The sequence below is a fragment of the Janthinobacterium sp. LPB2021202312-11-4 genome, assembly GCF_037049705.1.
Classification (GTDB): domain Bacteria; phylum Pseudomonadota; class Gammaproteobacteria; order Pseudomonadales; family Pseudomonadaceae; genus Aquipseudomonas.
On sequence record NZ_JBAGKV010000011.1, the window covers coordinates 73,397 to 91,540 of the forward strand.

Below are 18,144 nucleotides of genomic sequence, written 5' to 3' on the forward strand. Positions count from 1 at the left end.
GGGCCTTCAGATCAAACCTTGAACTGATTGATCAACCGCCGCTGCTGTTCCGCCAATTTGGTCAGGTCAGCACTGGCCGCGCTCGATTCATCCGCGCCGCCCGCCACTTCATTGGCCACTTGCCCGATATTGATCACGTTACGGTTGATGTCATCCGCCACCGCGCTCTGTTCTTCGGCCGCACTGGCAATCTGCGTATTCATGTCATTGATCACCGACACCGCCTGAGTAATCGTCTCCAGCGCCTCGGCAGCCTTCGCCGCATGCTGCACGCTTTCATCGGTACGGTTCTGGCTGTCTTCCATCACCCGCACCACATCCCGCGTGCCCTGCTGCAACTGCTGGATCATGGTCTGGATTTCTTCGGTGGCTTTCTGCGTCTTTTGCGCCAGGTTGCGCACTTCATCGGCGACCACCGCAAAGCCGCGACCCTGTTCACCGGCTCGGGCCGCTTCGATGGCCGCGTTCAAGGCCAGCAGGTTGGTCTGCTCGGCGATCCCGCGAATCGCGGTGAGGATCGCGTTGATGTTCTCGCTGTCCTTGGCCAGGGTTTGCACCACGGCCACCGCTTTGCCGATTTCCACCGCCAGCACGCCAATCGAATTCGAGGTGTCGCGCACAATCTGTTTGCCTTGGGCCGCTGCCTGATCGGCATGGCTGGCCGCTTGCGCTGCCGACGTCGCGTTGCGCGCCACGTCCTGGGCCGTGGCGGTCATTTCATGCACTGCCGTGGCCACTTGATCGATCTCGGCCATTTGCTTGTGCACGCCGATGTTGGTGCGGATCGCGATGTCGGCGGTGTGTTCCGAGGAATCGCTGACGCTCTGCACCGAGGTCACCACCTGAGTGATCATCACCTGCAACTTGGCGAGGAAGGTGTTGAAGCCTTTGGCGATCGAGCCCAATTCGTCGGCGCGGTCGCTGGTCAAGCGGCGCGTGAGGTCGCCTTCGCCCTGGGCGATGTCGTCGAGCATGGCCACCATTTGCTTGAGTGGACGGGCAATCCCGTGACCCACCAGCCAGATCACCAGCAAGCCGATACCGGCGATCAGCAAGCCAACCATGGCCATGCCGAAGGTGTCGGATTTGCGCTGTTTGTCCAGGTCGCCCTGAAGTTTTTGCAGGTCGGCCATCACGGCGTTCAACGGCAATTGCAGCATCAGCGTCCAGCGTGCATCGGTCTGGCCGATGCCGAAGGGCAGGTACAACTCGATCCGGCCGTTGGCCTTGTCGACGCTGTAGGTGACTTCGCCGCGCTTGAGATTGGCCATGTTGGCAATCTGCTGGCTGTCGAGGATGTCGCTGACCTTCTCGCCGAATTTGCTCGGGTCTTTGGTGTAGGCGACGATCCGGCCATTGCCGCCGATCAGCGCCATCACCCCTGAGCCGCCATACAGTTTCTGGTTGGCGCCCAGCAGCATTTCCTGGATGAAGTTCACCGACAGGTCAGCGCCGACGATGCCCTGGAAGGCGCCGTTGAGCATGATCGGTTCAATAAAGGAGGCGAGCATGACGATTTTGTCGCCGACCTTGTAGGGCGCCGGATCGATCACGCAGGATTTCTTGGTTTCTTTGGAGCACAGGTAGTACTCGCTGGCGCGCACGCCGGTGGACAGGGTTTTCTGGTCGTCGACGTCCACCAGTTTGTCCAGGCCCAGGCTGCCGTCCTCGTTGCGGAACCACCACGGCAGGAAGCGCCCGTTGCTGGCATCGATGCCGACCACTTTGGTGTCGACATAGGCCGCATCGTTGTGGTCCAGGGCGTTTTTTTCCCAGCCGATGTAGGTGCCGAGGATTTTCGGGTTCTTGGTGACGTTTTCTTTGATCAGGCTGATCAGTTGCTCACGGTTCAGGCTCAACTGCGGTTGGCCATCGGCCCCCGGCGTGCCGATCAGTTCGTTGACCCGCACCAGGCCACCGGCAATCAGCAGCGGCGCTTCGAGTTCGCGCTGGATCTGGCTGACCTGGGTTTGCGCCAACGAAGTCAGGCGTTGCTCGATGACTTGTTCGAACTGCGCCTGGGTCCGTTCCTGGACCATGTCTTGCGTCCGGGCGCCGGAAAACAGCGCGTACAGCACCAGCGCCGCCACCACACTGAGGACGATGGCGCCGGCGAGGGCTGCTACGGAAAACTGGATCGACTTGAATTTCATGGGTGCTCCGCACGCAAGAGGACGACTGCGCTGCTGTATCGGCAGGAAAATCGGGGAGCATGAGTGCGTAATGGCGAAATGACTGTTTTGGAGCGCTGGATGTCGCAAATGAAGCAAGGCGGGCGCGGGGTGCAGGCTTATGTGAATTTTTTCCTGCGGCGCTGAAGGACTTATCTGAAAAGTGCGTGCTACACGTCTGTTGTATCTGGCGCCGATACAATTCACCGCCTAGGATACGCGGCATGTTTTCAGGGAGCTTTTTGATGAACAAGACATTGGTTGTAAGTGCACTGAGCGCAGCCTTGCTGCTCGCCGGTTGTCAGTCGGTCAACACCACCAGCGGCGGAGCCGTCGGGGTTGAGCGCAAGCAGTACATGTTCAGCATGCTGTCGAGCCAGGAAGTCGACCAGATGTATGCCCAGTCCTATCAGAAGACCGTAGGCGAGGCGACGAGCAAAGGGGTATTGGACAAGACCAGTACCGATGCCAAGCGCATCCAGGCCATCGCCGACCGGTTGATCGCCCAGGCGCCGAACTTCCGTCCGGATTCGGCCCAGTGGAAGTGGGAAGTCAACCTGATCAAGAGCGACGAACTCAACGCCAACTGCGGTCCTGGCGGCAAGATCATTTTCTACACCGGGCTGATCGACAGCCTGAAACTCACCGACGATGAAATCGCGGCGGTCATGGGCCATGAAATCGCCCACGCCCTGCGTGAGCACGGTCGTGAAGCGATGTCCAAGGCCTATGGCATCGAAATGGCCAAGCAGGGCGCCGGTGCCTTGTTCGGCCTGGGGCAGGACAGCTTGGCCCTGGCCGACACCGTGGCCAACTACGGCATGACCTTGCCCAACAGCCGCGCCAATGAAAACGAAGCCGACCTGATTGGTCTGGAACTGGCGGCTCGCGCCGGCTACAACCCGAACGCCGCGATCACCTTGTGGAACAAGATGAGCAAGGCCTCGGAAGGTTCGCCGCCGGAGTTCATGAGCACGCACCCGGCGTCGGCCAGTCGGATTGCCTCGTTGCAGGCGGCGATTCCGAAGGTGATGCCGCTGTACGAGAAAGCCGCGAAATCCTGATACTCATGGGGCGAGCCTGCTGACGCCTTCGCGGGCAAGCCTCGCTCCTACGGATCGCGTTGTCCTGTAGGAGCGAGGCTTGCCCGCGAAGAACGATAACGCGGTCTACCAACCTACGCCGTCAAACCCAGCCACTGCTCTGCATCGCCTTGTACACCGCGACAATCGCCAGCACGAAGAACGCCGAAGCCGCGAGGCGACGGATCAACGTCAGTGGCAGTTTGTCCGCCGCAAAGTTACCGGCCAGGACCACGGGCACGTTGGCAATCAACATGCCGGCGGTGGTGCCGATGATCACCAGCCACAGATCCGGGTACTGCGCCGCGAGCATCACCGTGGCGACCTGGGTCTTGTCACCCATCTCCGCCAGGAAGAACGCGATCAGCGTGGTCAGGAACGGCCCGAACTTGCGCGCCGTGCTGGCTTCGTCGTCGTCCATTTTGTCCGGCACCAGGGTCCACAGCGCCGTCGCGGTGAAGCTCGCGGCGAGTATCCAGTGCAATGTCGCATTCGAGAAGAAGCTGCCGAACCAGGCACCTACCGCACCGGCTGCTGCGTGGTTGGCCAGGGTCGCGGCGACGATACCGGCGATGATCGGCCAGGGTTTGCGAAAGCGAGCCGCGAGAATGAGCGCGAGCAGTTGCGTCTTGTCGCCGATTTCGGCCAAGGCAACGATTGCGGTGGGAACGAGAAGAGAATCCAGCATCAGGGTTTTCCTAAGGGGCGGGTCGACACGGCTATGACACGTACAGCCTCCCCGCCCCGGGTAAGGTGTTCGTGTCATAGGTCTTGTCAAACCCTGGCGATCCGTCTGTGCGGACGCTTAGGTCGCATACGCCATGGTCTGTTGACCAAGTATGTTGACGTATGCCGGACGAGCATGGCGCTCGTGGGAGACTACTCCCCTAGGACGGAGCGGATTCTGCCTAGGCAAATCCGATTGGGCAAGCCTCTTTTTTAAAAGAAGTTCTAACCGCGTTTGGCCCGGTAGATTCTGAAGCCCTGTCCTTCAGCCTTGATCGCGCATACTCCAAGGTGCTCTTCGATCAACGGTTGATACTTCAGGAAGCTGTTCGCCACTAGCCGAAGTTCGCCGCCGTTTTTCAGATGTTTGGCTGCTTTTCGCAGCAAGTTCTCGGTGGCGAAATAATCGGTGTGGACGCCGACATGGAACGGTGGGTTGCTCAAAATCGCGCTCAAACCCATCGGCGCGGCATCGATGCCATCACCGGTAATCACCTCGGCTTCCAGACCGTTGGCGGCCAATGTCAGCCGACTGCTGGCCGCTGCAAACGCGTCAACGTCGAGCAGTGTCACCTGATTGTGCGGATAGCGCCGCTTGACCGCCGCACCCAACACGCCGGCGCCGCAACCGAAGTCCAGCAAGTGGCCGCTCGGCAACTTGTCCAGATGCTCCAGCAACAGCGCGCTACCGCGATCCAGTCGACCGTGGCTGAACACCCCCGGCAGGCTGATGACTTTCAGCGGCCCTTCGGCCAAGGGCAGCTCGTATTCCTGGGCCAGGCTTTCCAGGGATTTGGCCTCGGGGGCGTTAGCCACGGTGACCAGCCACAATTGGCAATGCCGCGCGCTGTCAAGCTTGCGCGGTTTGCCGAACGGGTTCAGTTGCTTGGCCGCGCCTTCGATACCACTGCGTTTTTCTCCGACCAGGTACAACTCGCGCCCGGCCAGACGCGAGGCGAGGGCGTTGAGGATGTAATCGGTCAGGTCCTTGGACTTGGGCAGAAACACCACCGCCGTCTCGAACTCGCGCTCGGGCGCATTCACGCCAAACTGGCTGCGCTCGGGGAAGCGTGCGTCCAGCGCTGCTTGATCCCCGGCGTGCCAGCACCAGCCATGGGCGTCGGGCAGGCGACCGAGCAAATCGTCGGCGGGCAAACCGGCCAGCAACACCGAGCCCTGGAATAACTCGGGCTGACGAAGCAGTACTTCACTGCGCGGATCCATACTCTGCTCCTTGAAAAAAAGTGCGGCAGTTTATCAACTGACGACCCGCAGCGCTGTACCGCTGAAGAACGCCTGGGCGTTTTCGGTCAATTGACCAACGATCCGCTGCCGCGCCTCGCGACTGCCCCAGGCGTTGTGCGGGGTGACGATCAGTCGTGGAATGTCAGCGGCCAATAGCGGATTGCCGTTGACCGGCGGTTCGACACTCAGCACATCCGTGGCGGCGCCACCCAGGTGACCATTGCGCAAGGCATCGGCCAGTGCCTGTTCGTCGATCAAGCCACCGCGCGCGGTGTTGACCACGAAGGCACCGGGTTTCATCGAGGCCAGTTCACGGGCGCCGATGAAGTGGCGGGTGTGTTCGTTGAGCGGGCAGTGCAGGGTCAGGGCGTCGATTTGCGGCAGCAATTCATTGAGGGGCAAGCGATCCGGACGGGCCGGGCGACCGGGAATCTGTCCCAGCAACACGCGCATGCCAAAGGCTTCGGCCAGCCGTGCCACCGCACCACCCAATTCGCCGTGGCCGAGCAGGCCAAGGGTTTTGCCTTCGAGTTCGACAATCGGGTAATCCAGCAGGCAAAACTGTTTGGCCTGCTGCCAGCGACCTTCGCCAACGGCTTTCTGATAGTCCGCCAGGCGTGTGGCGAGGTTGAGCAGCAGCATGATCGTGTGCTGAGCCACCGATGGGGTGCCGTAACCCTGGCAGTTACACACGGTAATCCCGTGGGCGCGGGCGGCGGCCAGATCGACGTTGTTGGTGCCGGTGGCGGTGATCAAAATCAGCTTGAGGTCAGGGCTGGCGGCGATGGCTTGGGCATCGATCAGGATCTTGTTGCTGATTGCCACGGTCGCGCCTTTGAGGCGTTCGATTACTTGCTCTGGCGTGGTCTGGGCGAACAGCTGCAAGTCGCTGAAACACTCGCGCAAGGGGCTCAGGTCGAGGTCGCCCAGGTCCAGGGACGGGTGGTCGAGGAAAACGGCGCGGCGAGAGTTCGTCATCAACTGTACCTTTTGTGCAATGAACTGAAGGCGTAATCTGCCGAGCCTACCAGATGAAACAAATGGTTACGCACTGCCGGCCGGACGCTGACCCTTGTGGGAGCGGGCTTGCTCGCGAAGAGGCCCTGTCAGCCAATGCAAATGTCGACTGATACACCGCCTTCGCGAGCAAGCCCGCTCCCACAGGGATGATGGCAAGCCTGTGAATTTCATTTCGACCGATCTGCCCCGGAGGAGCCCCCATGTACTGGACCGAATTCTTGACCGTCGCCCTGATTCACCTGCTGGCTGTCGCCAGCCCCGGCCCGGACTTTGCCGTGGTGGTACGTGAGAGCGTGACCCACGGTCGGCGCGCCGGGACCTGGACCGCGCTGGGTGTGGGCACGGCGATTTTCCTGCATGTGGGTTATTCGCTGCTCGGCATTGGCCTGATCGTGTCCCAGTCGATCGTGCTGTTCAACGCCTTGAAATGGGCCGCCGCTGCATACCTGCTGTACATCGGTTTCAAGGCCCTGCGCGCGCAACCGGCCAAACCGGTGGCGGATGACCTGCACAAGGAAGTCGGTGAGCGCACCGCCCGTGGCGCCTTCACCTCGGGCTTCGTGACCAATGGCCTGAACCCGAAAGCCACGCTGTTCTTTCTGTCGCTGTTCACCGTGGTGATCAACCCGCACACGCCGCTGGCGGTACAGGCCGGTTACGGGATTTACCTCGCCTTCGCGACGGCACTGTGGTTTTGCCTGGTGGCCAGGCTGTTCAGCCAACAACGGGTACGCGCCGGTTTCGCCCGCATGGGCCACTGGTTTGACCGGACCATGGGCGCAGTGCTGATCGCCATCGGCGTAAAACTCGCCTTCACCGAGATGCACTGATAAAGCACAGCCCCCCCCGTAGGAGCTGCCGAAGGCTGCGATCTTTTGATCTTCGGCATCATCAAAAACCCTAAAAGATCGCAGCCTACGGCAGCTCCTACAAAAGCGCGTTCACCGAGATGCATTGATGAGACGCGGATCTCTGTAGGAGCTGCCGAAGGCTGCGATCTTTTGATCTTCGGCATCATCAAAAACCCTAAAAGATCGCAGCCTGCGGCAGCTCCTACAAGGCGCGTTCACCGAGATGCATTGATGAGACGCGGATCTCTGTAGGAGCTGCCGAAGGCTGCGATCTTTTGATCTTCGGCATCATCAAAAACCCTAAAAGATCGCAGCCTGCGGCAGCTCCTACAAAAGCGCGTTCACCGAGATGTATTGATGAGACGCGGATCTCTGTAGGAGCTGCCGAAGGCTGCGATCTTTTGATCTTCGGCGTCATCAAAAGCCCTAAAAGATCGCAGCCTGCGGCAGCTCCTACAAAAGCGCGTTCACCGAGATGTATTGATGAGACGCGGATCTCTGTAGGAGCTGCCGAAGGCTGCGATCTTTTGATCTTCGGCATCATCGAAAACCCTAAAAGATCGCAGCCTACGGCAGCGTATGCCTTCGGTGCCGTGGCGCAATTGAGCATCGGCCGGGTCTTGCATCGGTTCAGCCTGAAATGGCCGTTCATTGTGTTGACGCTGTGCCAGGCGCCGCTGCTGTTCGGGCTGGCCTACGTCAACGGTTGGGCGGTGATGCGTTGGGCACCGCATTCATGTTCGTGATGTTTGGCCAGGTATCGGTGAATGACGCGATGGTCGCCAACTTCGTTGCGCCGCAATGGCAATCCCGGGTCTTCGCCCTGCGTTACTGTTTATCCTTCGGCGCCAGTGCGACGGCGATTCCGCTGATTTCCTTCGTCGAACCGCGCCAGGGGTTTGTAGGGCTTTACCTGATTTTGCCGGGTTTTGCGGCGTTGACCTTCGTGGCTGCCCTGGTTTTCCCACGCACACCGTCTGAGGCCGCCGTAGGACAAACGGCATAACCGGTGACGAAATCCTGCAAATGCTGGCGCAAAGCTAGCATTTGTACGGCTCTGCAAATCATTCCTTTGGCTGATTTGGCTGCGGTATAAGGGCTCTAGAGTGCTTACCTTTAGTTGCCAACACCGTGCAGTCAGAAAAGGGATTCTTATGTTGCAGACTCGCGTTATCCCGCCCGCCGAAGGCGCTTACCAGTATCCGTTGCTGATTAAACGACTGCTGATGTCCGGCGCTCGTTACGAGAAAACCCGCGAGATCGTGTACCGCGACCAGTTGCGCTACAGCTATCCGACCCTGATCGAACGGGTCGCGCGGCTGGCCAATGTGCTGACGGCGGCCGGGGTCAAGGCCGGGGATACCGTGGCGGTGATGGACTGGGACAGCCATCGTTACCTGGAGTGCATGTTTGCCATCCCGATGATCGGTGCGGTGATCCACACCATCAACGTGCGCCTGTCACCCGAGCAAATCCTCTACACCATGAACCACGCCGAGGACCGCTTTGTGCTGGTCAACAGCGAATTCGTGGGGCTGTACCAGGCCATCGCCGGGCACCTGACCACGGTCGAGAAAACCCTGCTGCTGACTGACCTGCCGGAAAAAACCGCCGATCTGCCGAACCTCGTCGGTGAATACGAGCAACTGCTGGCGGCCGCGAGTCCGCAGTATGACTTCCAGGATTTCGACGAAAACTCCGTCGCGACCACTTTCTACACCACCGGCACCACCGGCAATCCGAAAGGCGTGTATTTCACCCATCGGCAACTGGTGCTGCACACCATGGGCGTGGCGACGATCATGGGCGCCATCGACAGCGTGCGCCTGTTGGGCACCAACGACGTCTATATGCCGATCACGCCGATGTTCCATGTGCATGCCTGGGGCTTGCCTTATGTGGCGACGATGCTTGGGCTCAAGCAGGTCTATCCCGGTCGCTACGACCCGGAATACCTGGTGGAGCTGTGGCGCAAGGAGAAGGTCACCTTTTCCCACTGCGTGCCGACCATCCTGCAAATGGTCCTCAACGCCAAGGCTGCGCAGAACACTGATTTTGGCGGCTGGAAAATCGTCATCGGCGGCAGCGCGCTGAACCGCGCGTTGTACGAAGCCGCCAAGGCCAAGGGTATTCAATTGACTGCCGCTTACGGCATGTCGGAAACCGGGCCGCTGGTTTCGTGCGCTCACCTCAATGACGAATTGATGGCCGGCACCGAAGACGAACGCACCACCTACCGGATCAAGGCCGGCGTGCCGGGACCGCTGGTGGAGGCGGCGATTGTCGACACCGACGGCAACTTCCTGCCCGCCGATGGCGAGACCCAGGGCGAACTGGTGCTGCGGGCACCGTGGCTCACCGAAGGCTATTTCAACGAGCCACAGAAGGGTGCCGAGCTCTGGGCCGGCGGCTGGCTGCACACCGGCGACGTGGCGACCCTGGACAGCATGGGCGTGATCGATATTCGCGACCGGATCAAGGACGTGATCAAGACTGGCGGCGAGTGGATCTCGTCCCTGGATCTCGAAGATTTGATCAGCCGTCACGTAGCGGTACGCGAAGTAGCAGTGGTGGGCATTGCCGACCCGCAGTGGGGCGAGCGGCCGTTTGCGCTGCTGGTGATCCGCGAAGGGCATGTAGTCGGGGCCAAGGAACTCAAGGAACACCTCAAGCCGTTCGTTGAACTGGGGCACCTGAGCAAGTGGGCGATCCCGAGCCAGATCGCCCTTGTTACTGAAATTCCCAAGACCAGCGTCGGCAAGCTCGACAAGAAGCGCATTCGCCTCGACATCACCGAATGGCAGGCCAACAACAGCACCTTCCTCTCGACGCTTTAAGCGTTATCCGAGCTCCACTGGCGTGCCCGAAAAGGCACGCCAGCCCCACCAAGCAAGCGCTTGGCTTGTGAAATTTCAATTTTGAGCCATCCTTGCCGTGCCGACATCTGTCGGACTGGCGAAAGGACTGTTCCAGAGTGGCCGGCAGCTGCAAATCACACTTTAGAGGGATCAAGCAGTACTACCTGCTGGCTATAGTCCGCTCAAGGATTTTTAAGAACGGAGCAAACGCACAAACGGGGCGATGCACCTTGGGAATGAATTCGGGACGCCTTGGCTTCCGGTCTTCCACAACGTTTTTAAAAGTACTCACTGCCATAACAATAATGCACATGGAGTAGCGTCGATGACATCAGTAAACCAGTTCTGGCGCCGGGCGAAATTGCCCCTGGCGGTCAGTCTTGCTTCTACGCTCGCCGGGCCCGCATTCGGCGTCAGTTTCAATGTCGGTGAAATCGAAGGTCAGTTCGACTCGTCGCTCTCCCTGGGCATGAGTGTCTCAACCCAGCAGCCGAACAAGAACCTGATCGGCGTCAACAACGGTGGGCACGGCCTGTCACAGACCTCCGATGACGGCCACGCGAACTTCAAGAGCGGCCAGGCCTTCTCGAAGATCTTCAAGGGCATTCACGACCTTGAATTGAAATATGGCGATACCGGCGTCTTCGTACGGGGCAAATACTGGTACGACTTCGCGCTGCAAAACCAGGACCTGGAATTCAAGAACGTCAGCAATGACAACCGCAAGGAAGGCGCCAAGTCTTCCGGCGGGCAGATCCTCGACGCCTTCATCTACCACAACTATTCGATTGCCGATGAGCCGGGTTCCGTGCGCTTGGGCAAGCAGGTCGTGAGCTGGGGTGAAAGTACCTTCATCGGCGGCGGCATCAACTCGATCAACCCGATCGACGTGTCCGCGTTCCGTCGTCCGGGGGCCGAGATCAAGGAAGGCCTGATCCCGGTCAACATGTTCTACGTGTCCCAGAGCCTGACCGAAAACCTCTCGGCCGAAGCGTTCTATCAACTGGAATGGGACCAGACCGTTGTCGATAACTGCGGCACCTTCTTCTCCCAGCCCGATATCGTGGCCGATGGTTGCGATAACAACCTGCGGGTACTGAACAAGCGTTCGCAGATTCCGGCCGTTGCGCTGGGCCCATTGGCCGGTGCGGGTGTCAACGTCAACGAAGAAGGCGTGCTGGTGCGCCGCGGCGGCGATCGCGATGCGCGGGACAGCGGCCAGTGGGGCGCGTCCTTCAAGTACATGTTCGATCCGCTGGACACCGAGTTCGGTGCGTACTTCATGAACTACCACAGCCGGGCGCCGATCTTCAGTGCTACCGGTGCGCCGCAGTCGGTCTATAACACCGCCAAGGCATTGCCAGGACCGTTCGCGGCACTCGCGCCGCTGTTGGTGGCGGGTAACTCGCAGTACTTCATCGAATACCCTGAAGACATCCGTCTCTACGGTTTGAGCTTCTCCACCACCTTGCCTACCGGTACCGCGTGGAGCGGTGAGATCAGCTACCGTCCAAACGCACCGGTGCAACTGAACTCCACCGACATCCTGTTCGCCGGTGTTCGTCCTATCGGCGGCGCGTTGTCCAATGCTTCCTTGCTGACCGGTGTGCCGGGCCAGGACCTGCACGGTTATCGCCGCAAGGAAATCACCCAGTTCCAGACCACCCTGACGCACTTCTTTGACCAAGTCATGGGCGCCAGCCGTCTGACCCTGGTGGGCGAAGTGGGCGTGACCCACGTCGGCGGCCTGGAAAGCACCTCCGATGTTCGTTACGGCCGTGATCCGGTCTACGGCCCGGGTGAATTGCCAGCCACGGGCGGTATCGACACCTGCGCCAACATCCTCAACGCCAGCACCATCAACGGCGCCGGTGCGGGTTCGCCGCAGAACAACCGCAGCCGCAACTGCACCAACGAAGGCTTCACCACGGCCACCTCGTGGGGCTATCGCGGTCGTGCCATCTGGGAATACAACGACGTGTTCGCCGGTGTGAACCTCAAGCCGAACGTGGCCTGGTCCCACGACGTGAGCGGTTACTCGCCAGGTCCTGGCGGCAACTTCGAGGAAGGTCGCAAGGCCGTGAGCCTGGGCGTCGATGCCGAATACCAGAACACCTACACCGCGAGCCTGGCTTACACCAACTTCTTTGATGGCAAGTACACCACCGTGGATGACCGCGACTTCGTTGCGCTCAGCGTCGGCGTGAACTTCTAAGCACTGTTTTTTCAGGACGAACACACATATGAAAATAACAAAGAGTCTGTTCCACGCCGGTGTTCTGGGGCTGTCGCTGCTGGCGACCAGTGTCATGGCGGCGGTGCCTGCGGCTGAAGCGGACAAGTTGGGCAAGAGCCTGACGCCGATGGGCGCCGAGATGGCCGGTAATGCCGACGGTTCGATCCCGGCCTGGAAACCCCTGGCGAAAAATGCCGGCAATGTTGACAGCAAAGGCTTTCTGTCCGACCCGTACGCCAGTGAAAAACCGCTGTTCACCATCACCGCGCAGAACGTTGACCAGTACAAGGAAAAGCTTGCCCCGGGCCAGTACGCGATGTTCAAGCGCTACCCGGACACCTTCAAGATGCCGGTCTACCCGTCCCATCGTGGCGCCACCGTGCCGGATGACGTGTTCGCCGCCATCAAGAAAAACGCCACTGCCACCAACCTGGTGTCCGGCGGCAACGGCCTGGAAAACTTCGAAACCGCCGTACCGTTCCCGATCCCTAAAAGCGGTGTCGAAGTCATCTGGAACCACATCACCCGCTATCGCGGCGGCAGCGTGACCCGTCTGGTGACCCAGGCCACGCCACAGCCGAACGGCTCGTTCAGCCTGGTGTACTTCCAGGACCAGTTCGTGTTCCGCGACAAGATGAAGGATTACGACCCGAAAAACCCGGGCAACATCCTGTTCTACTTCAAGCAAAAAGTGACCGCGCCGGCACGTCTGGCCGGTGGCGTGCTGCTGGTGCACGAAACCCTCGACCAGGTGAAGGAGCCGCGTTCGGCATGGGTCTACAACGCCGGTCAGCGTCGTGTGCGTCGCGCCCCGCAAGTGTCCTATGACGGGCCGGGTACTGCCGCCGATGGCCTGCGGACCTCCGACAACCTGGACATGTACAACGGCGCGCCGGATCGCTACGACTGGAAACTCGAAGGCAAGAAAGAGATGTACATCGCCTCCGACAGTTACAAGCTCGACGATCCGAAGCTGAAGTACACCGACATCATCAAGGCCGGCCACATCAACCAGGACCTGGCTCGTTACGAGCTGCGCCGGGTCTGGCATGTGGTCGCAACCCTGAAGGAAGGTCAGCGCCACATCTATGCCAAACGTGACTTCTACATCGACGAAGACACCTGGCAAGCCGCGGTGATCGACCACTACGACGGTCGTAACCAACTGTGGCGCGTCGCGGAAGCCCACGCCGAGAACTACTACGACAAGCAAGTGCCGTGGTACGCCCTGGAAACCCTGTATGACCTGCAATCGGGTCGCTACCTGGCACTGGGCATGAAGAACGAAGAGAAACAGGCGTATGACTTCGGCTTCACCGCTACCACCAGCGACTTCACCCCGGCGGCACTGCGTCAGGATGGTGTTCGCTAACACTCGCTGAACAGAGGCCGCATCCTCGAAAAACGCCCCGACTGGTTCGGGGCGTTTTTTTTTGAGGGACACAAATCAAAAGATCGCAGCCTTCGGCAGCTCTTACGGATGTACGCCGAATCTCTGTAGGAGCTGCCGAAGGCTGCGATCTTTTCAGTGACAACGAAGAATCAAGAGCTAGACACGTTTGGATGTAGTCTTTTTGTAGCCATTTGTAGCAACTACCTTCAATACCTCTTCGTTTACCGCTAGTCTGCGGACATCTGCAACGCCGACAACAGCAATTCAAACAAGAGCCGGCCATGACTGATCTGTCCCCAATTCCGGGTCCTGCAAGCGTTGCCGTCGCGGCACTGGACGGGCGTTTCTTCCGACCCCCGCTGCCTGACGGCCATGTGCTGCGGCCTCGCCTGTGTGAGCGGCTGAGCGTGGGGTTGGGTGGCCGATTGTTGCTGGTCAGTGCTCCGGCGGGGTTCGGCAAGAGTTCGTTGGCGGTGGAGTTCTGTCAGGGTCTGCCGGCGCATTGGCACAGTCTCTGGCTGGGGCTGAGCCCTCGGGACAGCGATCCCGGTCGCTTCCTTGAGCGTCTGCTCGAAGGCCTTCAGGACTATTTTCCGCAACTGGGCAGCAAGGCCCTCGGGTTGCTGAAAATGCGTCAGCGCCATCAACCGTTTGCCTTCGAAGAATGGCTGGACGGTTTGCTCGATGAGCTGGCCGTGCACCTGTCGCCGAGCACGCCCTTGCTGCTGGTGCTCGATGACTACCACTTGGCCCAAGGCCCGGTGCTCGATCGCTGTCTGCAATTTTTCCTCAATCATTTACCCGATGGCTTGCTGGTCATGGTCACCAGTCGGCAACGTCCGGACTGGCATCTGGCGCGGTTGCGCCTGTCGCGGCAACTGCTCGAACTGCATGAGCAAGACCTGCGCCTGACCCACGACGAAGCCCTGACCCTGCTCGATCGCCACAGCAGTTCGTTGCGCGGCGAGGCGCTGGAAAACCTGATCCTGCGCAGCGAAGGCTGGGTCGCCGGGCTGCGTTTCTGGTTGCTCGCGGCCGCCGAAGGCGATGGCGCGTTGCCCCAGTCGCTGAACGGTGGGGAAGGGCTGATCCGCGATTACCTGCTGGAAGAAGTCATCGATTGCCTGCCCGCCGAGGTCCAGGCTTTTCTCTACGACACGGCGCCCCAGGAGCGCTTTTGCAGCGAACTGTGCGACGCCGTGCGCGAAGCCCATGACAGCGCGGAGATCCTGCGCTTCCTGTCGGCGCACCAGGTGTTTCTGGTGCCGCTGGACGAGCATGGCCACTGGTACCGTTACCACCATTTGTTTTCCGACTTGCTGCGCACCCGGCCCACGACCCAGGCGTTGGTGCCGGCCGCGACCCTGCATTTGCGCGCCTGCCGCTGGTTCAACGCCCAGGGCTTGCTCGATGAAGCGGTGGAGCAGGCCTTGCGTGCCGGGCACCTGGATGTCGCGGCGAATCTGGTGCAAAACCTTTCCGAAGAACAACTGTTGGCGGAGCAAAACGTCGGCATGTTGCTGCGCTGGAAAATGGACTTGCCCGACAGCCTGCTGATCAGCACGCCTCGGCTGATCGTGCTCTATAGCTGGGCGCTGGGGCTGGCCTGTCAACTGGACGCCGCCGAGGAACTGGCCAACCACTTGAGCCGCTTCCTGCCGGCGCCGTCGGCCACCGCGCAGAAGTCCATGCTGGCCCAATGGCTGGCCCTGAGCGGCATCATCGCCCGGGGGCGCGGTAATCGTGAGCTGACATTGCTCTATTGCAACGAAGCGCTCGAAAGCCTGCCGGCCAAGCGTTACGGGCAGCGGCTGATGTGCCTGTCGACCTTGTCCAACCTGGCGATTGCCGACGGCGACTTGTGGCGCGCGCGCGGGTTGAACCGTGAGTCCCTTGAACTGGCGCAGCGCGTCGGCAATCCGCTATTTGAGGCGCTGGCCCATTACGACCGCGCCCGGGTGCTGCAAGCGCGGGGGGAAATCCTGCGTTCGCTGGATGAGGTGCGTCAGGGGCTGCAACGCCTGCACGGTTTGTCGCCACAACGACTCTACGCGGTCCGGGCTCGACTGATCCTGTATGAAGGCTTCCTGCTGGCCCTGCGCTTGCAGCCCCAGGCTGCACGCTTACGCTTGCAGGCCGGTTTGAGTGAAGCCCGAGCCTGTCGTGATATCAGTGTTTTGATCGGCCACTGCGTCATCGCCAGGCTTGAGGGCAGCAGCGGCGAATTCGCCAAAGCCTTCGCCGAACTGGCCGAAGCCGAGCGGCTGATGCACATCTGGGACGTGCCGCCGATCTACTATTTGGCGATGATCACCCTGGTCAAATGCGAACTCTGGCTGGCCCAGGGCCGCACCGACCTGGCCGAAGCCTGGCTCACGCGACTGGGCCAGACCTACAACGGCGAACGCGCAGCCGCACCACCGGAGTTCCATCCACAGCTGCCGCTGCACATCGAATTGCAGCAAGCCTTGCTCGAGGTCATCCAGGGGCAGCCAATGTTGGCGGAAGGGCGATTGAATGCGTTGCTGGAACACGGGCAGCAAACTGGCCGGCAGATGCTCAGCGTGATGGCGCTGACGCAGAAAATCACCTTGTTGTTGGCCGGCGGGCGAGAGCCCGAGGCGCGCCAGGCATTGTCGCAAGCGCTGGAAGCAGCGGCCGGTGGCGTGCTGCAACCGTTCGATGGATTGCTGGCCGAGCATCCAGACTGGATGCGTGGCCAACTGCAACTCTGCGCCCGAACCGCCGTTTCGCAGGACCTTGCAGGAAAACTGCCTGCCGTCGCCTCGCGTCCGACCCTGGAGTTATCCCCAGGTGCAGAAAACCTCAGCACCCGCGAGCTGGCCGTATTACGGCTGATCGCCCAAGGTTGCTCGAACCAGGAAATCAGCGATCAGCTGTTTATTTCCCTGCACACGGTCAAAACCCACGCCAGCCATATCAACAGCAAGTTAGGGGTGGAGCGGCGTACGCAAGCGGTCGCCCGGGCGAAAGAGCTGGGTGTATTGCAGTAAACACCGCGTGAAGACCGCCGGTACAAGGAGGACCTCACGCTCGAAGGTTTCAGGTCATTTCTGTTCTGCGGTACCCACGCTCTTTTCCGGCCCTTCACGCGCCAGGATCGACAGTAGCCCCAAGGAGCAGTCATCCCCGGTCTTGCTGGCGATGGACTGTTGCAGGTTGTCGCCCAACACGACCTTCATTTTTTTGATGGGTAATGTGGTATTCCACTCCAGCAGCTTCAGGATTGCCGGGGCAGGGACGCCGCTTGATTTGTGGTAGAGGCTTTCTGCGGTGCCGTCGCTCATGATTGCAAAGCCAGTCGCGGCTTCAATTTGCCCACGGTACAGCCTGAGCCGTGATGCCGATTTAGGGTCGGTCAGAAACAGCGTGGTATTGGCGTATTCGCCGTTTTCCGGCGTGGACAAGGCCCGGAGTTGTCCGTCTGCATCAACACTTGCGATGACACCGTCGCCCAAGTGGCCTGCCAGGTAGCGACCTTGTGAGTAAGCGACGAACGATAGGGTGCAGGCCAGTTCGTTGATATCGCATCCGAGCTTCGCAGACTTGCGTCGGAACGCGTCCAGGCAGCGATTAACCAGTCGCTGGGCCGCCTTCGCGTTATGTTTGTCCATGTTTTGCCAGAGGCTTTCAAAGTTTTTGCAAACAAAGGCCAGGGTCGCTGTGACCGCGACCTGGGCGCCGACCTCGGATCGGGCTCTGGAGCCAGCCCCATCGGCCAATGCGATGCACGTCACCTCATTCGACTCCCTGGCCGCGACATAGTCCTGGCAAGGCGTTTGAGTCTTGAGGTGTGAGCGGCCCGCGACAAATGCACAAGCCGTTTTGCAACTGAAGTTTACCGGGAGGCCAGGCATGGTTCAGACCTGTGCCCAGGCTTTGATGCCTTCAAAGTCCAGCGTCACTTCATCACCTGGGGTTGACTGAGACGCTCGCGAAACACTTCGGCTCAGCCAGTCAAAAAACTCATTGAAGTTCAAGCCTTTGAGGCGCAGAGGCGGGCGCGCGGGGGAGAACTGCGCGAGCGATTGCAGGTTCGCTGCCCCACCGATCGCGATCGGGAAAACAGTCAGTTTGCGTTTGCTGATCAGGTTGGCCACGCGAGCGGCAGCCGGGCCGATATCATCGGTCGGTTCGCCATCGGTCATCAGAACCATCCAGGGTTGGAAATAATCAACGCCGGTACGTTGATAATCTTCCTTGCGTGCCTCCAGCAAATCCAAAGCGATGCTGACGGCGTGCCCCATTGGGGTCATGCCCGATGCCACCAGTGGGGGAACGTCCTGACGACTAATAGAGCCGAAATCCAGCACTTTTTGCGCCGTCCCGCCGAACGTCACGATGCAGATTTCAGCGGCGTATTGCGCCACCTCGTCGTTACGGATCGCGTCGAAAAACATCTGAACGCCGGAATGCAGTTCGGCAATAGGCTCGCCTTCCATCGACCCGCTGACATCCAGCACAAGGCAAACGGGCACGCGGCTGGTCGGGTTCTCGGCGAGGTCTTCCTGACGAAGGAGATAGTCGTCTTGCATGGGATT

The 18,144-nt window shown here is 60.3% G+C and carries 14 protein-coding genes and 1 riboswitch; of the genes, 8 read left to right on the forward strand and 6 right to left on the reverse strand.

Going from position 1 to position 18,144, the window contains the following annotated elements:
* Positions 1 to 11 precede the first annotated feature (11 nt).
* Positions 12 to 2,153 (reverse strand): methyl-accepting chemotaxis protein, encoded by a 2,142-nt coding sequence (locus tag V5E99_RS14015; RefSeq protein WP_499802955.1) that lies wholly within the window; start codon positions 2,151 to 2,153, stop codon positions 12 to 14.
* A gap of 263 nt (positions 2,154 to 2,416) precedes the next feature.
* Here V5E99_RS14015 and V5E99_RS14020 point away from each other — a divergent pair, with 263 nt between their 5' ends.
* Positions 2,417 to 3,235, forward strand: coding sequence for a M48 family metallopeptidase (locus V5E99_RS14020; RefSeq protein WP_499802956.1), 819 nt, complete (start codon positions 2,417 to 2,419; stop codon positions 3,233 to 3,235).
* Between the two features lie 121 nt (positions 3,236 to 3,356).
* On the opposite strand, the gene V5E99_RS14025 is transcribed toward V5E99_RS14020, so the two are convergent.
* From V5E99_RS14025 to V5E99_RS14035, 3 genes are all read right to left on the reverse strand, one after another.
* On the reverse strand, positions 3,357 to 3,938 hold the full coding sequence (locus V5E99_RS14025) for a TMEM165/GDT1 family protein (protein WP_499803043.1): 582 nt from the start codon (positions 3,936 to 3,938) through the stop codon (positions 3,357 to 3,359).
* A gap of 91 nt (positions 3,939 to 4,029) precedes the next feature.
* A riboswitch (yybP-ykoY riboswitch) is annotated at positions 4,030 to 4,154 on the reverse strand.
* Positions 4,155 to 4,204: 50 nt separating this feature from the next.
* Complete coding sequence (locus tag V5E99_RS14030) at positions 4,205 to 5,203, reverse strand: methyltransferase (protein ID WP_499802957.1); 999 nt, start codon at positions 5,201 to 5,203, stop codon at positions 4,205 to 4,207.
* Between the two features lie 33 nt (positions 5,204 to 5,236).
* Positions 5,237 to 6,202 (reverse strand): 2-hydroxyacid dehydrogenase, encoded by a 966-nt coding sequence (locus V5E99_RS14035; RefSeq protein WP_499802958.1) that lies wholly within the window; start codon positions 6,200 to 6,202, stop codon positions 5,237 to 5,239.
* Between the two features lie 242 nt (positions 6,203 to 6,444).
* On the opposite strand from V5E99_RS14035, the gene V5E99_RS14040 reads away from it, so the two are divergent.
* From V5E99_RS14040 to V5E99_RS14070, 7 genes are all read left to right on the forward strand, one after another.
* Positions 6,445 to 7,074, forward strand: a complete 630-nt coding sequence (locus V5E99_RS14040; protein WP_403027835.1) for a LysE family translocator — start codon at positions 6,445 to 6,447, stop codon at positions 7,072 to 7,074.
* Positions 7,075 to 7,370: 296 nt separating this feature from the next.
* The gene (locus V5E99_RS14045) at positions 7,371 to 7,841 is read left to right on the forward strand and encodes a hypothetical protein (RefSeq protein ID WP_499802959.1); all 471 of its coding nucleotides are present in this window, start codon (positions 7,371 to 7,373) and stop codon (positions 7,839 to 7,841) included.
* Positions 7,832 to 8,101, forward strand: coding sequence for a hypothetical protein (locus V5E99_RS14050; RefSeq protein WP_499802960.1), 270 nt, complete (start codon positions 7,832 to 7,834; stop codon positions 8,099 to 8,101). Before V5E99_RS14045 ends, V5E99_RS14050 begins: the two co-directional genes overlap by 10 nt.
* Before the next feature lie 148 nt (positions 8,102 to 8,249).
* A complete protein-coding gene (locus V5E99_RS14055; RefSeq protein WP_499802961.1) occupies positions 8,250 to 9,932 on the forward strand; it encodes a fatty acid--CoA ligase in 1,683 nt (560 codons plus the stop codon).
* 346 nt (positions 9,933 to 10,278) lie between these two features.
* Positions 10,279 to 12,168: a DUF1302 domain-containing protein gene (locus tag V5E99_RS14060; protein ID WP_499802962.1), complete on the forward strand. Its 1,890-nt coding sequence runs from the start codon at positions 10,279 to 10,281 to the stop codon at positions 12,166 to 12,168.
* A gap of 28 nt (positions 12,169 to 12,196) precedes the next feature.
* Positions 12,197 to 13,561: a DUF1329 domain-containing protein gene (locus tag V5E99_RS14065; protein ID WP_499802963.1), complete on the forward strand. Its 1,365-nt coding sequence runs from the start codon at positions 12,197 to 12,199 to the stop codon at positions 13,559 to 13,561.
* Positions 13,562 to 13,863: 302 nt separating this feature from the next.
* Complete coding sequence (locus V5E99_RS14070) at positions 13,864 to 16,596, forward strand: winged helix-turn-helix domain-containing protein (RefSeq protein WP_499802964.1); 2,733 nt, start codon at positions 13,864 to 13,866, stop codon at positions 16,594 to 16,596.
* 54 nt (positions 16,597 to 16,650) lie between these two features.
* On the opposite strand, the gene V5E99_RS14075 is transcribed toward V5E99_RS14070, so the two are convergent.
* Entirely contained in the window at positions 16,651 to 17,460 is an 810-nt protein-coding gene (locus V5E99_RS14075; RefSeq protein WP_499802965.1) for a PP2C family serine/threonine-protein phosphatase, read from the reverse strand.
* Between the two features lie 3 nt (positions 17,461 to 17,463).
* Positions 17,464 to 18,138 carry a vWA domain-containing protein gene (locus V5E99_RS14080; RefSeq protein ID WP_499802966.1) on the reverse strand — a complete coding sequence of 225 codons (675 nt, stop codon included), beginning with the start codon at positions 18,136 to 18,138 and terminating at the stop codon, positions 17,464 to 17,466.
* Between the last annotated feature and the right edge of the window lie 6 nt (positions 18,139 to 18,144).

Excerpts from the sequence above, each read along its gene's own strand:
- V5E99_RS14015 (WP_499802955.1), bottom strand. The coding sequence starts at position 2,153 with ATGAAATTCAAGTCGATCCAGTTTTCCGTAGCAGCCCTCGCCGGCGCC.
- V5E99_RS14020 (WP_499802956.1), top strand. The coding sequence starts at position 2,417 with ATGAACAAGACATTGGTTGTAAGTGCACTGAGCGCAGCCTTGCTGCTC.
- V5E99_RS14030 (WP_499802957.1), bottom strand. The coding sequence starts at position 5,203 with ATGGATCCGCGCAGTGAAGTACTGCTTCGTCAGCCCGAGTTATTCCAG.
- V5E99_RS14035 (WP_499802958.1), bottom strand. The coding sequence starts at position 6,202 with ATGACGAACTCTCGCCGCGCCGTTTTCCTCGACCACCCGTCCCTGGAC.
- V5E99_RS14040 (WP_403027835.1), top strand. The coding sequence starts at position 6,445 with ATGTACTGGACCGAATTCTTGACCGTCGCCCTGATTCACCTGCTGGCT.
- V5E99_RS14050 (WP_499802960.1), top strand. The coding sequence starts at position 7,832 with ATGTTCGTGATGTTTGGCCAGGTATCGGTGAATGACGCGATGGTCGCC.
- V5E99_RS14055 (WP_499802961.1), top strand. The coding sequence starts at position 8,250 with ATGTTGCAGACTCGCGTTATCCCGCCCGCCGAAGGCGCTTACCAGTAT.
- V5E99_RS14060 (WP_499802962.1), top strand. The coding sequence starts at position 10,279 with ATGACATCAGTAAACCAGTTCTGGCGCCGGGCGAAATTGCCCCTGGCG.
- V5E99_RS14065 (WP_499802963.1), top strand. The coding sequence starts at position 12,197 with ATGAAAATAACAAAGAGTCTGTTCCACGCCGGTGTTCTGGGGCTGTCG.
- V5E99_RS14070 (WP_499802964.1), top strand. The coding sequence starts at position 13,864 with ATGACTGATCTGTCCCCAATTCCGGGTCCTGCAAGCGTTGCCGTCGCG.
- V5E99_RS14075 (WP_499802965.1), bottom strand. The coding sequence starts at position 17,460 with ATGCCTGGCCTCCCGGTAAACTTCAGTTGCAAAACGGCTTGTGCATTT.
- V5E99_RS14080 (WP_499802966.1), bottom strand. The coding sequence starts at position 18,138 with ATGCAAGACGACTATCTCCTTCGTCAGGAAGACCTCGCCGAGAACCCG.